Below are 11,566 nucleotides of genomic sequence, written 5' to 3' on the forward strand. Positions count from 1 at the left end.
AAAAAACCCGGGCGAATGCCCGGGTTTTTCTTACTCGCAGTAACGGCTCACGCAATTGCCAAGTTTTGGCAAAGTGCGGCAGCCCGTGCCGTCTGTGGCACAGGAGAAGGAGGTTCCGTCAGAACAGCGCGCGCGACAGCGCCGTACGCGCGGCCCCCACTCGCGGATCGTCCGCCCCGATCACCTCGAAGAGCTCCAGCAGCCGCACGCGCGCGGCGTCGCGGTCCTCACCGGCGGTCCGCTTGATCACGTCGAGCAGCCGGCCGAACGCGTCCTCCACATGACCGCCGACCAGGTCGAGGTCGGCCGCGGCGATCTGCGCCCGCACATCGGCCGGGCCCTCGGCCGCGGCCTTGCGGACCTGCTGCGGGTCCATATCCTGGACGCGCTGGAGCAGTTCGGCCTGCGCGAGGCCCAGCTTGGCCTCGGCGTTGCCCGGGTCGTCGGACAGCACGTTCTTGTACGCCCGCACGGCGCCGCCCAGGTCACCCGCGTCCAGCGCGTCGTGGGCCAGACCCAGCGCGCTGTCGTGCGGGCCCGCGGGGGCCGCCGGAGCGGCCGCGGCCTCGTCGGCCGCACCCGGCTCGACCGGCGCGCCGACGATCCCGAAGCGCTCCTCCGAGACCTGGACGAGCTGGTCCAGCACCTGGCGGATCTGCGCCTCGGGCGCCGCGCCCTGGAAGAGCGGCAGGGCCTGCCCGGCCACCACGGCGAAGACCGCGGGGATGGACTGGACGCCGAACTGCTGGAAGAGGAGCTGGTTGGCCTCGACGTCGATCTTGGCGAGCACGAACCGGCCGGCGTACTCCGCGGCCAGCCGCTCCAGCAGCGGGCCGAGCTGCTTGCACGGCTCGCACCAGTCGGCCCAGAAGTCGATGACGACGGGCACCTCGGCGGAGCGCTGGAGCACCTCCGCCTCGAAGCCGGCCTCATCGACGTCGAAGACCAGGCGCTGGGCGCCCGCGGCGGGTGCGCCGCCGCCCTGACGGGCGGCCTCGGCGCGGGCCTGCTCCGCCTTCTGCTTGGCTTCCCCGGCCGCCTTCACCGCGGCGAGGTCGACCACTCCACTCATGGACATGTTCCGTGGCTGCATGGGCCTATCCTCCCCCCTCGGCGCGGCGATCGTAAAAGCGCGCCGGTGTACGGCGCTCGTAGCATCCTCGTGGCACCGGGTCCCCACCCGGCGCCTGTGGTTGTCGCTCTTTCGCTACGAGTCGTAGCGTAACTGGAAGCCGGTCCGTCGCAATGGGGCACCCCCAGGTCTTTGCGTGATCTGGCTCATACCGGCCTGGCTACTCGGCGGTAAGGTCGCGGCATGACTTCCGCCCGCGCCCGTACGGGCCGTCCCCGCAGCGCCGAGGCCGACCGGGCGATACTCGACGCGACGCGCGCCGCCCTGGTCGAACTCGGCTGGGGGAAGCTGACCATGGGCGATGTCGCGGCCCGCGCGGGGGTCGCCAAGACGACGCTCTACCGCCGCTGGGCGGGCAAGAGCGAGCTGGTCGTGGACGCGGTGGCGGCCCTCTTCGACGAGCACCTGGAGCTGCCCGACCTCGGCAGCCTCGCGGCCGACATCGAGGGCGTGGTGCTGCGGTTCGCGGCGCTGCTGGAGCGGCCGGAGACGAAGACGGCGCTGATGGCCGTGGTCGCGGAGTCCACGCGGGACGACGCGCTGCGCGCGCGGATCCGCTGCGCGATCGTGGACCGGCAGAAGCGGCTGGTCCTGCTCGGCCGGGAGCGGGCGCAGGAGCGCGGGGAACTGCCGCTGGAGGAGGACCCCGCGGCGGCGGCCCGCAACGCGGACCTGATCTTCGACGTGATCGCGGGCGCGGTCGTCCACCGGGCGCTGGTCAGCGCGGAGCCGGTGGACGGCGAATGGGCTTACGGCTTCACGGCCCTGCTGCTCGGCGGCCTCGCGGCGGCTGCGCGCTGATCGGTTGCCTGAACCTGCACGCTGCGCGGCGTCCTCAAGCGCCGGACGGGCTGGATGGTGCGGACCGTACCCAGCACAATCAGCCCGTTGGGGGCACCTCTGGGGGCACCCCCGGACGGAGTCTGGGGGAGGTAGCTGGGGGAGTTTGAGGACAACGCGCGAAGCGTGTTGCGGGGGTCTGGGGGCTTGCCCCCCACGCGGCGGAGCCGCAAATCGGATGCAGCCGGGAAGGGGCGGGGCTGGGGAAAAAGCCCGCCGCAGGCGCGAAGCGACCCGCAGCCGTGGGCCCAGGCAAACCCCTAGAACCCCGCCGGCTCCGTATACGTGCCCCACTCCTCCCGCAGGACGTCACAGATCTCACCCAGCGTCGCCTCCGCCCGCACAGCGGAAAGCATCGGCTCGATCATGTTCGCCCCGGACCGCGCGGCGTCCAGCATGCTCTTCAGCGCCGCCGTCACCTTGGCGTCGTCGCGCGCGGCCTTGCGGCCGGAGAGCACGCGGACCTGCTCCCGCTCGACCTCGTGGCTGACGCGCAGGATCTCCAGGTCGCCGGTGACGGAGCCGTGGTGGCAATTGACGCCCACGACCCGCTTGTCACCCTTCTCCAGGGCCTGCTGGTAGCGGAAGGCGCTCTCGGCGATCTCGCCGGTGAACCAGCCGTCCTCGATACCCCGCAGGATGCCGGAGGTCATGGGCCCTATCGGGTGCGCGCCGTTCGGCACGGCCCGCGCGCCGCGCTCCTTGATCTGGTCGAAGATCTTCTCGGCGTCGGCCTCGATGCGGTCGGTGAGCTGCTCCACATACCACGAACCGCCCAGCGGGTCCGCGACGTTGACGATGCCGGTCTCCTCCATCAGCACCTGCTGTGTGCGCAGCGCGATCTCGGCGGCCTGCTCGCTGGGGAGGGCGAGGGTCTCGTCGAGGGCGTTGGTGTGCAGCGAGTTGGTGCCGCCGAGCACGGCGGAGAGGGCCTCGACGGCGGTGCGGACGACGTTGTTGTACGGCTGCTGGGCGGTCAGCGAGACGCCGGCCGTCTGGGTGTGGAAGCGCAGCCACTGCGCCTTGTCGGTCTTCGCGCCGTAGGTGTCGCGCATCCAGCGCGCCCAGATGCGGCGGGCGGCGCGGAACTTGGCGATCTCCTCGAAGAAGTCGAGGTGGGCGTCGAAGAAGAAGGAGAGGCCGGGGGCGAAGGTGTCGACGTCCAGGCCGCGGCTCAGGCCGAGCTCGACATAGCCGAAGCCGTCGGCGAGGGTGTACGCCAGCTCCTGCGCGGCCGTCGCGCCCGCCTCGCGGATGTGGTAGCCGGAGACGGAGAGCGGCTTGTAGGCGGGGATGGAGCCGGTGCAGTGCTCCATGAGATCCCCTATGAGGCGCAGGTGGGGCTCCGGCGGGAAGAGCCACTCCTTCTGCGCGATGTACTCCTTGAAGATGTCCGTCTGGAGTGTGCCGTTGAGGACGGCCGGGTCGATGCCCTGCCGCTCGGCGGCGACCAGATACATGCAGAAGACGGGCACGGCGGGCCCGCTGATCGTCATCGAGGTGGTGACGTCGCCGAGCGGGATGTCCTTGAAGAGGACCTCCATGTCGGCGGCGGAGTCGATGGCGACGCCGCAGTGCCCGACCTCGCCGAGGGAGCGCGGGTCGTCGGAGTCGCGCCCCATGAGCGTCGGCATGTCGAAGGCGACGGAGAGCCCGCCGCCGCCGGCCGCGAGGATCATCTTGTACCGCTCGTTGGTCTGCTCGGCGTTGCCGAAGCCGGCGAACTGGCGGATGGTCCACGTCCGGCCGCGGTAGCCCGTGGGGTGCAGGCCGCGGGTGAAGGGATACTCCCCGGGCCAGCCGATCCGCTCGAAGCCCTCGTACGCGTCGCCGGGGCGCGGGCCGTAGACGGGCTCGACCGGGTCGCCGGAGAGCGTGGTGAAGTCCGCGTCCCGCTTGCGGGCCTTGTCGTACCGCGCCTGCCAGCGGCCGCGCCCTGCCTCGATCGCCTCTGCGTCCATGTGCTCCGAACCGCCTCTCCGCGCCCCGCGAATTTACTAGGACGTCCTAGTAAATGGTCGCGCAAGAAAGCCCCGAACACAAGGGTGTCCGGGGCTGTGCGCGTGGCGCGCGGGTCCACGCGTCTCGCGTCAGGCGGTGGCGGCGGCCTCCGCGACGAGCGGCTCCAGGTCGCGGGTGGCCTTGCGCTCGACGAAGAACGCGGCCGTCGGGATGGTGCCGGCGACGAGCACCCACACCAGCCTGCCGAACGGCCACTTGGCCTTGGAGGCCATGTCGAAGGCGAAGACCAGGTAGAGGACGTAGAGCCAGCCGTGCGCGATGGCGACGACACGGACCGGACCCGCGACGTCCATGTCCAGCCCGTACTTCGCGATCACGCCGATCGTCAGGAGGATCAGCAGCACACCCGTGATGTACGCCAAGACGCGGTAGCGGGTCAGCACGCTTTGTTTCATGCCCACGAGCGTAACCGCCCGAGCCGGGGCGATCTTCGCCACCCCCGGCGCGCGCCGGAAGGTGTCACCCGTGTGTCACTCGTCCGTGAGATCGTCCGCCCGGTCCCCGGCGGCGTCCTCCTGCGCGTCCTCCGCGAAGTCCGCCGCCGCGACCCGCAGCGGGCGCAGCATGTCGAAGATCGCGCCGCATTCGTCCGCGTCGTACGCCCCGAGCCCGAAGTCCATCGCCATCAGGTCGCGGGTGGCGTCCTCGACGACCTGCCGCCCCTTCTCGGTGATCGAGGCGAGCGTGCCGCGGCCGTCGTTGGGGTTGGGCCGCTTGGCGACGAGACCGGAGACCACCAGCCGGTCGACGGTGTTGGTCACCGAGGTCGGGTGCACCATCAGCCGCTCGCCGATCTTGGACATCGGCAGCTCGCCGGCCCGGCTGAAGGTGAGCAGCACCAGCGCCTCGTAGCGCGCGAAGGTCAGCCCGTACGGCTTGACGACCGCGTCGACCTGGCCGAGCAGGATCTGGTGGGCGCGCATGATCGAGGTGATCGCGGCCATGGACGGCACGGACCCCCAGCGCTGCTTCCAGAGCTCGTCGGCTCGGGCGATGGGATCGAAGGAGAGGCTGAGCGGCTTCGGCACGCGTCGAGCCTACCTTCAGGTCACATCGTGGTCACCGGCATCTCACGCTCCGGACTTGGCTGTGCCGGACCCTTCCTCCAGCACCTCACGCACCAGCTGGACGGCCTGTGCCAGGCTCAGCCCCGGCTGGGCCTGGCGCACCGCCTTGACGGCGTGCACCTCGTGCGTACGCGGGTCGACGCCCGCCTTGGCGAGGACGCCGCGCGTCCACTCCTCCCGCACCTCGCGCTCGGGCCGCTCCGCGTACCGGGCGATCAGCTCGGCCGCCAGCTCAAGGCCCGGCCGCTGCTCGTCGGTCGCGCCGGCCAGCGCCTCGCTCACGGCCTCGGCGATCGCCTTCGAATCGCGCAGCACGAGCACCTGCTCGCTCCGCTTGCCCGTACCGAACACCGGCAACTCCCCCTGAAGATCACTTGCTGTGGAGGGAGCGTACGACACCGCGGATCACCGCTCCCACCGCGACCGTACCCAGCACGCCGGTCGCCGCCACCACGTCGTGCACGGGGACGCGTTCGGCGGCCGCGCCGGCGAGTGCCATGCCCAGGCCCTGGAGGGTCATCGTCCCCGCCGTCTGGAGGGTCATCGCGCGGCCGCGCAGCTCTTCCGGCACGGCGGCGACGAACCACTGGTCCAGCCCCAGCGTGTACGCCACCCCCATGCCCGCCAAGGCGACGGCCGACAGGGCGAGGCCGAGCGGGGGCCGGGCCGCGTACACGAGAAAGGGGAGCAGCAGCACCGCGGCCACCGGCAGCACGATGCGCTCCCGGCCGCGCGGCCCGAGCAGCGAGCCCGCGAGCACCTCGCCGACGATCGCCCCCACCGGCATCCCGCACAACAGCAGCCCCAGCCCGACCGATCCGGCTCCGATGCGGTCCGCGTACGGAGCGGCCAGCGCCTCGGGAGCCACCAGGAAGAACGGCGGTATCCAGGACAACAGGAGCAACGCCCGTATGCGGCGCTGCCCGAAGACCTCGCGCAGCCCGGCCCACGAGGCCGTCAGCAGCGTGCCACCGTCCCGCTCCGCACGCGACGGCCGGCGGCGGGTCCCCAGGCGCAGCAGCAGGGCGGAGGCGAGGAATCCGGTGGCGGTGGCGAGCAGGGCGGCGCGCGGCGTCACGACGGTGAGCAGCAGCCCGCCCACGCCGAACCCCGCGAGCTGCGCCCCTTGCGAGACCAGCCGGATCAACGACCGCCCCAGGACGAACAGATCGCCCGCGCCGAGGATCTCCCCCAGCGTCGCCGCCCGCGTCCCGGAGAACACGGGCCCGACGGCGGCGTTCAGACACCGCAGCACGAGCAGCCCGGCGACGGGGGTGACGGGCAGGGCCATCGCGGCGCCACCGGTCGCGCAGAGGAGGTCGCAGACGACGAGGACGCGGCGGGCGGGATACCGGTCGGCGATCCCCGACAGCAGCGTCCCGCCCACGAGATACGGCAGGAAGCCGAGCGCGAAGGTCAGCGAGGTCATGAGCGGCGAGCCCGTCAGGCGGTAGACGAGCACGGACAGCGCGATCTCCCCGACGACGATCCCGAGCAGCGACAGCAGATGCGCCGCGAAGACGACCCGGAACTCCCGCACACCGAACACGGCTCGAAAGCCGCGCGAGGCGGCGCCTGCACTCTGCGAAGTGATGGCCATGGCGCCAGCGTGGCGAGGGGCGCGTCGGAGGCCCAGAGATTCGGCTGGAGACGAAGGAACGAGCACCGCTCGATCGAAAGCGACTTGTCGCCACCCGCGACGAAACCTAGGGTCGCGAGCCCAAGATCCGTACGAGAAGGGTTCCGTGGATGCAGCCACCGACAACGGGCGAAACCGCAGCGAAAGGCGCGGACGGCCAGGCGCAGGGTGAATCGCCCGAGGGCTATCAGCGCGGGCTGGGGTCCCGGCAGATCCAGATGATCGCCATCGGCGGCACGATCGGCACCGGCCTCTTCCTCGGCGCCGGAACCGCGATATCCCAGGCCGGGCCCAGCCTCATCATCTGGTACGCCGTCGCGGGCGTCGTGCTGCTCTTCGTCATGCGCGCGCTCGGCGAACTGCTCACGCACAAGCCCGTGGCGGGCAGTTTCGCCGAATACGCGCGGGAGTTCCTCGGGCCTTTCTGGGGCTACGCCACCGCGTGGACCTACTGGATCATGTGGGTCACCACCGGCATGGCCGAGATCACCGCGGCCGGGCAGTACGTCAAATACTGGTTCCCCGGGATCGAGCAATGGCAGACGGCCCTGGTCTCGCTCGTCGTGCTGCTCGCCGTCAACCTCATCTCGGTGAAGGCGTTCGGTGAGCTGGAATTCTGGTTCGCCCTCGTCAAGGTCGTCGCGATCGTCGGCATGATCCTGATCGGGCTCGGGGTGCTTCTCATCGGTTTCGGCGACGTCGGGAAAACCGCCTCGGTGACCCACCTCTGGCAGGACGGCGGCATCGCCCCCAACGGCGTGCACGACTCCCTGATGACGCTCCAGATCGTCCTCTTCGCCTATCTCGGCGTGGAACTCGTCGGCGTCACCGCGGGCGAGGCGGAGAACCCGAAGAAGAACATCCCGCGGGCCATCAACAGCCTGCCGCTGCGCTTCGGCCTGTTCTACATCGGCACCCTGCTCGTGATCCTTTCCGTGGTGAGCTGGACCGAATTCCACCCGGGCGTCAGCCCGTTCGTCGCCGCCTTCGCCAAGATCGGAATTCCGGCGGCCGCGGGCATCGTCAATTTCATCGTGCTCACCGCGGCCCTCTCCTCGTGCAACGCGGGCGGCCTCTACTCGACGGCACGCATGCTGCGTACGGCGTCGGTCAACGGCCACGCGCCCAAGGCCCTGTCCAAACTGACGGGACGCGGCGTCCCCGCACCGGCGCTGGCGGTATCGGCGGTGACCATGGGAGCGGGCGTACTCATCAACGCGCTCGACCCCGACCACGCGTTCACGTACATCACGTCGGTTTCCACGGGCGGCGCGATCCTCGTCTGGAGCGTCATTCTGGTGACGCACATGCGCTATCGACGGGCCGTCGCCGTGGGCAGCGCGGAGCCGTCGCCGTACCGCATGCCGGGCGCTCCTTATACGAATTGGCTCGCGCTCGCCTTCTTCGCCCTGGTGACCGTGCTCATCGCGTGGAGTTCGGACAGCAGGGTCGCGCTGTATGTGATGGGCGTATGGGTGGCACTGCTGACGGCGGGCTGGGCGGTACTGCGGAAGAGGGGCGTGGGGGGGCGGGGTTTCCTAGGAGGACCCGGAATCCTCGGACTCGGACCCCGGGTAAAGAGAACGTCAAGGCCGACATAGGATGGTCGGGAAATTTTGCATTTCCCTGAGAAAAAGTTGGTACAGCGCATGAAGTTGGCCCGAGTCTCGGCCGTGGTCGCGGCTGCCGCGATCGCCCCGGCGGTTCTGTTCTCCTCCCCGGCGGTCGCCGCCGACACCGTTCCGGCGACGACCGCCTCCACGCCGGACAAGGCGGCGGAGACGAAGGCGGACGCGAAGCCGGACGGGACGCCGGACGCGAAGGCGAAGGACGAGCAGGCGAAGGAGCCGGTGAAGGAGCCGGTCAAGGAGCCCGCGAAGGACGACTCCGCCGCGAAGAAGGCCGACGAGGACAACCGCTTCGCGATCCTCAAAATGCTCAACGGCGCCGAGCGCGGCCTCTACCGCGCCGCGCAGAAGGCGCTGAACGGCACGCCCGAGGACCGTGTGCGCTTCCTGGAGACCGGGCAGTACACGGCCCGCGACGAGGACAACCGCTTCGCCATCCTCAAGATGCTCGACGGCGCGGGCCCGAGCCTCTACGAAGCCGCGCAGAAGGCGCTCGACGGCACCCCCGAGGACCGCGTCCGCTTCCTGGAGACCGGACAGTACAACGCCCACCGCACCGACCTGCGGGTGCGCGTCACCCAGGTCATGAGCGCCGGCGGGGCTCACGTGAAGGAAGCCGCCAAGGCGGTGATCATGGGCGAGATCGAGGAGCTCCAGCACTTCCTGGACGTCGGCCAGTACGAGGCGCGCGCCAAGGACGAGGCGGACGCGAAGGCGGCCGAGGACAAGGCCGAGAAGGACGCCAAGGAGAAGGCCGAGAAGGAGAAGGCCGACAAGGACAAGAGCGACAAGGCCGAGGACGGCAAGCAGGACGCCAAGGACGGCCAGTCCGCCACCGGCGACCCGCAGAAGCACGCCGCCGTGAAGCCCGCCGCCGCCAACGACGCCGTTCAGCCGGCGGGCGGCAGCACCGAACTCGCCTCCACCGGCGCGGGTTCCGCCACCCCGTGGGCGATCGGCGGCACCGCCGCCGCCCTCGCGACGGGCGCGGCCCTGGTCCTCGCGACCCGCCGCCGCACGTCCGAGCACTGACCTGCTGCCGCGCCCTGCCGGGAGGAGGCCCCCCGGCAGGGCGCGGCGCGTCCGGCGCGACCACGGGAAGCTTCAGGCATGTTGCCGCCTGCGGCGCTTTGTTCCCCCACCCCGCCCCCTCCCGAAACTGGGGCTTCGCCCCAGACCCCCTGACCGCCCTGCGGGCGCGTCCGCCGCAGGCGGCGAACCGGCCCGCAGCCGGGGGTCTGGGGCACGCGCCCCAGTTCGGGAAGGGGCGGGGCTGGGGAAAAAGCCCGCCGCAGGCGCCCCCACCACCCCCGTGACACTCCCCCGCCCGACGACGATTCCCCCACGACCCGTCGTCGAACGCACCGGAGAGCCCCCGATGACACTGAACGACACCCCCCTCACCGAACAGCTCCAGCGGCTCGAGACTCTCGAGCGCCGCATCGACAGCGGCTACGTGATCGCGAGCGGAGCGTCCGGTACGGCCGGGATCGCCGCGACGGGCATGGCGATGTACGACTACGCGTGGCTGCACAACGGGCCGATGACGACCGCCGGTGTCGCGCTCGCCGGGGTGCTGCTGAGCGCGGCGAGCTGGTGTGCCAAGAAGGCGAAGCAGCGCAGGGCGCGCCGGGCGGCGCTGCTGCGCCGTCATTCCTGACGCCACGTCAGCCGGGCGCGGTCCAGGCGCGAGCCGCGCCTGGACCGCCGGACGGCCGATCCCCCCAACGCCCAGCCGTCCGACGTACCGCACTTCCAGCGGAGCGCTCAGTGCCCGATGTCAGGCACGACCGACGCCACGGCTGTGACCGCGGCCGCGGTGAGCGCGGAGGCCGCCATGCCCGTCCCCCGCCGTGACCTGCGGTCCGGCCGCTCCGCCCGGTATTCGCTGAGCAGGCGCAGCAGATCGTTGCCGAGAAAGGCCAGGAGGATCAGGCCGACGCCGACGATCCGTACCCACATCCAGTGGAACGTCGTCCAGGCCATCACCCCCGCCGCGAGAACGACAAGGGGCACCAGGTGGGCGGTCAGTTGACCCGCTGAGCGGCCGGGGCGTCGAGAGGGAACGGTGGCGCCTTCGAGTGGGTGGTGGGCCGGTTCGTCGGACACCGCTTCCTCGTCCGCCGTCTCTCCCCGCTCCTGCCGCTGATCGCGCTGCTCGCGGGCGACGATGGAGGCCTTGAGCTCGGCCCACTCCGCACCGCTTCCGGTGTCGGCGGCGACCGTCTCGGCATCGACTGATTTCAGCACCGCCATGAAGTCGTTGTAACCGTCCCGGTTCTGTTCGTTCATTGTTCTTCTCCCCTGGATCATTCCCCCGAGAGCCCGGCAAGGCCCGCCCCGCGATCACGTGTGGACCGTGATCGCGAGACGCGTCCGACCCGGCGGTCCCGCCGGCTATCCCGCGCTCTGCCCGTCACGGTGCACCTTGAGCTTCTCCCGTGCCTGGGAGAGCGCGGTCCGGACCGCTCCGGCGGAGGGCGCGCCCAGCAGGAGGGCGGCCTCCTTGCTGGTCAGACACCAGATCTCGCACATCACGAAGGCGTCCCGTTCACGCTTGCTCGGCACGACCTCCTTGAGGATCTTCACTGCCTCCCGGGCCTGTTCGGAGTTCTCCGCGAGGAGTTCGACGTCCTCGTCGGACGGCCGGTCCCAGTCGTTGAAGTCCGTCAACGTCTCCGGGCGGCGCGTTTTCGCCCTGACGAGGTCCACCCACTTGTTGTGGGCCACCGTCACGGCGAAGGCCGTGGCCTGCGCCGGTCCGAGCGGCGGCCGCTTCTTCCAGGCCGCGAAGACGCTTTCCTGGGAGATCTCACTGGCGTCCGCCTCGTTCACGCCCCGGGAACGGAGATAGCGGAAGGCCCGTGAGTAGAGCTGCTTGAGCACATCGTCGGAGAGAGATGCCTCCTGGTCGAACACACGCGGCACCTGGGCCGGGATGACGGGGCGAGTGTGGCGGGGCTGCTTGCCCTCCGGCTCGGGTACCGATGGTGCTGCCATGCCTGGCCTCCTGTACTACGCCGGATCAGAGGGTTTGGGGTCCTCCGGCCTTGCGAGGAGGAATCGCCGGCGGGTGCGCGAGTGTCAGCCGGTATGCGATTCGATCCGGAGTTCGGAACTTCCTACGAACCGGTGACGGTCCCGGGGCGAAAAAATCGGTGGTCTGCCGACGGGGCACGCGGCTACCGTGGGCCCCATGTCTACGCCCCGAATTTCCTAGCTGAGGACCCGCTTCCCC

12 protein-coding genes are annotated in these 11,566 nt (G+C 70.7%); 4 read left to right on the forward strand and 8 right to left on the reverse strand.

All coding sequences use genetic code 11. The annotated features are described in order from the left end of the window. Positions 1-118 precede the first annotated feature (118 nt). Complete coding sequence (locus ACFY1P_RS00885) at positions 119-1,093, reverse strand: tetratricopeptide repeat protein (RefSeq protein WP_361526432.1); 975 nt, start codon at positions 1,091-1,093, stop codon at positions 119-121. Positions 1,094-1,315: 222 nt separating this feature from the next. Here ACFY1P_RS00885 and ACFY1P_RS00890 point away from each other — a divergent pair, with 222 nt between their 5' ends. Next, the gene (locus ACFY1P_RS00890; RefSeq protein ID WP_361526434.1) at positions 1,316-1,933 is read left to right on the forward strand and encodes a TetR/AcrR family transcriptional regulator; all 618 of its coding nucleotides are present in this window, start codon (positions 1,316-1,318) and stop codon (positions 1,931-1,933) included. 299 nt (positions 1,934-2,232) lie between these two features. On the opposite strand, the gene ACFY1P_RS00895 is transcribed toward ACFY1P_RS00890, so the two are convergent. The 5 genes from ACFY1P_RS00895 to ACFY1P_RS00915 form a co-directional block, all read right to left on the reverse strand. Continuing rightward, complete coding sequence (locus ACFY1P_RS00895; RefSeq protein ID WP_361526437.1) at positions 2,233-3,933, reverse strand: methylmalonyl-CoA mutase family protein; 1,701 nt, start codon at positions 3,931-3,933, stop codon at positions 2,233-2,235. Positions 3,934-4,062: 129 nt separating this feature from the next. Beyond that, positions 4,063-4,389 carry a DUF3817 domain-containing protein gene (locus tag ACFY1P_RS00900; RefSeq protein WP_361526439.1) on the reverse strand — a complete coding sequence of 109 codons (327 nt, stop codon included), beginning with the start codon at positions 4,387-4,389 and terminating at the stop codon, positions 4,063-4,065. A gap of 75 nt (positions 4,390-4,464) precedes the next feature. Beyond that, positions 4,465-5,022 (reverse strand): MarR family transcriptional regulator, encoded by a 558-nt coding sequence (locus ACFY1P_RS00905; RefSeq protein ID WP_361526442.1) that lies wholly within the window; start codon positions 5,020-5,022, stop codon positions 4,465-4,467. 42 nt (positions 5,023-5,064) lie between these two features. Then, positions 5,065-5,412: a hypothetical protein gene (locus ACFY1P_RS00910; RefSeq protein WP_361526444.1), complete on the reverse strand. Its 348-nt coding sequence runs from the start codon at positions 5,410-5,412 to the stop codon at positions 5,065-5,067. Between the two features lie 19 nt (positions 5,413-5,431). Continuing rightward, complete coding sequence (locus ACFY1P_RS00915) at positions 5,432-6,661, reverse strand: MFS transporter (RefSeq protein ID WP_390749277.1); 1,230 nt, start codon at positions 6,659-6,661, stop codon at positions 5,432-5,434. A 149-nt stretch (positions 6,662-6,810) separates the two neighbouring features. Between ACFY1P_RS00915 and ACFY1P_RS00920 the strand changes: the two genes are divergently transcribed. The 3 genes from ACFY1P_RS00920 to ACFY1P_RS00930 all read left to right on the forward strand — a co-directional run bounded on the left by ACFY1P_RS00920 (position 6,811) and on the right by ACFY1P_RS00930 (position 9,988). After that, complete coding sequence (locus ACFY1P_RS00920) at positions 6,811-8,301, forward strand: amino acid permease (RefSeq protein WP_390749278.1); 1,491 nt, start codon at positions 6,811-6,813, stop codon at positions 8,299-8,301. Positions 8,302-8,349: 48 nt separating this feature from the next. Next, positions 8,350-9,360, forward strand: coding sequence for an ALF repeat-containing protein (locus ACFY1P_RS00925; protein WP_390749279.1), 1,011 nt, complete (start codon positions 8,350-8,352; stop codon positions 9,358-9,360). Positions 9,361-9,706: 346 nt separating this feature from the next. After that, positions 9,707-9,988 carry a hypothetical protein gene (locus ACFY1P_RS00930; RefSeq protein WP_361535691.1) on the forward strand — a complete coding sequence of 94 codons (282 nt, stop codon included), beginning with the start codon at positions 9,707-9,709 and terminating at the stop codon, positions 9,986-9,988. Between the two features lie 107 nt (positions 9,989-10,095). Here ACFY1P_RS00930 and ACFY1P_RS00935 read toward each other — a convergent pair whose 3' ends face one another. Beyond that, complete coding sequence (locus ACFY1P_RS00935) at positions 10,096-10,620, reverse strand: hypothetical protein (protein ID WP_361535694.1); 525 nt, start codon at positions 10,618-10,620, stop codon at positions 10,096-10,098. A gap of 105 nt (positions 10,621-10,725) precedes the next feature. After that, positions 10,726-11,328 carry an RNA polymerase sigma factor gene (locus tag ACFY1P_RS00940; RefSeq protein WP_390749280.1) on the reverse strand — a complete coding sequence of 201 codons (603 nt, stop codon included), beginning with the start codon at positions 11,326-11,328 and terminating at the stop codon, positions 10,726-10,728. Positions 11,329-11,566: the final 238 nt, after the last annotated feature.

The sequence above is a fragment of the Streptomyces sp. NPDC001407 genome (assembly GCF_042895325.1).
GTDB lineage: Bacteria > Actinomycetota > Actinomycetes > Streptomycetales > Streptomycetaceae > Streptomyces.

Excerpts from the sequence above, each read along its gene's own strand:
- ACFY1P_RS00885 (WP_361526432.1), bottom strand. The coding sequence starts at position 1,093 with ATGCAGCCACGGAACATGTCCATGAGTGGAGTGGTCGACCTCGCCGCG.
- ACFY1P_RS00915 (WP_390749277.1), bottom strand. The coding sequence starts at position 6,661 with ATGGCCATCACTTCGCAGAGTGCAGGCGCCGCCTCGCGCGGCTTTCGA.
- ACFY1P_RS00900 (WP_361526439.1), bottom strand. The coding sequence starts at position 4,389 with ATGAAACAAAGCGTGCTGACCCGCTACCGCGTCTTGGCGTACATCACG.
- ACFY1P_RS00930 (WP_361535691.1), top strand. The coding sequence starts at position 9,707 with ATGACACTGAACGACACCCCCCTCACCGAACAGCTCCAGCGGCTCGAG.
- ACFY1P_RS00925 (WP_390749279.1), top strand. The coding sequence starts at position 8,350 with ATGAAGTTGGCCCGAGTCTCGGCCGTGGTCGCGGCTGCCGCGATCGCC.
- ACFY1P_RS00940 (WP_390749280.1), bottom strand. The coding sequence starts at position 11,328 with ATGGCAGCACCATCGGTACCCGAGCCGGAGGGCAAGCAGCCCCGCCAC.
- ACFY1P_RS00935 (WP_361535694.1), bottom strand. The coding sequence starts at position 10,620 with ATGAACGAACAGAACCGGGACGGTTACAACGACTTCATGGCGGTGCTG.
- ACFY1P_RS00920 (WP_390749278.1), top strand. The coding sequence starts at position 6,811 with ATGCAGCCACCGACAACGGGCGAAACCGCAGCGAAAGGCGCGGACGGC.
- ACFY1P_RS00895 (WP_361526437.1), bottom strand. The coding sequence starts at position 3,933 with ATGGACGCAGAGGCGATCGAGGCAGGGCGCGGCCGCTGGCAGGCGCGG.
- ACFY1P_RS00890 (WP_361526434.1), top strand. The coding sequence starts at position 1,316 with ATGACTTCCGCCCGCGCCCGTACGGGCCGTCCCCGCAGCGCCGAGGCC.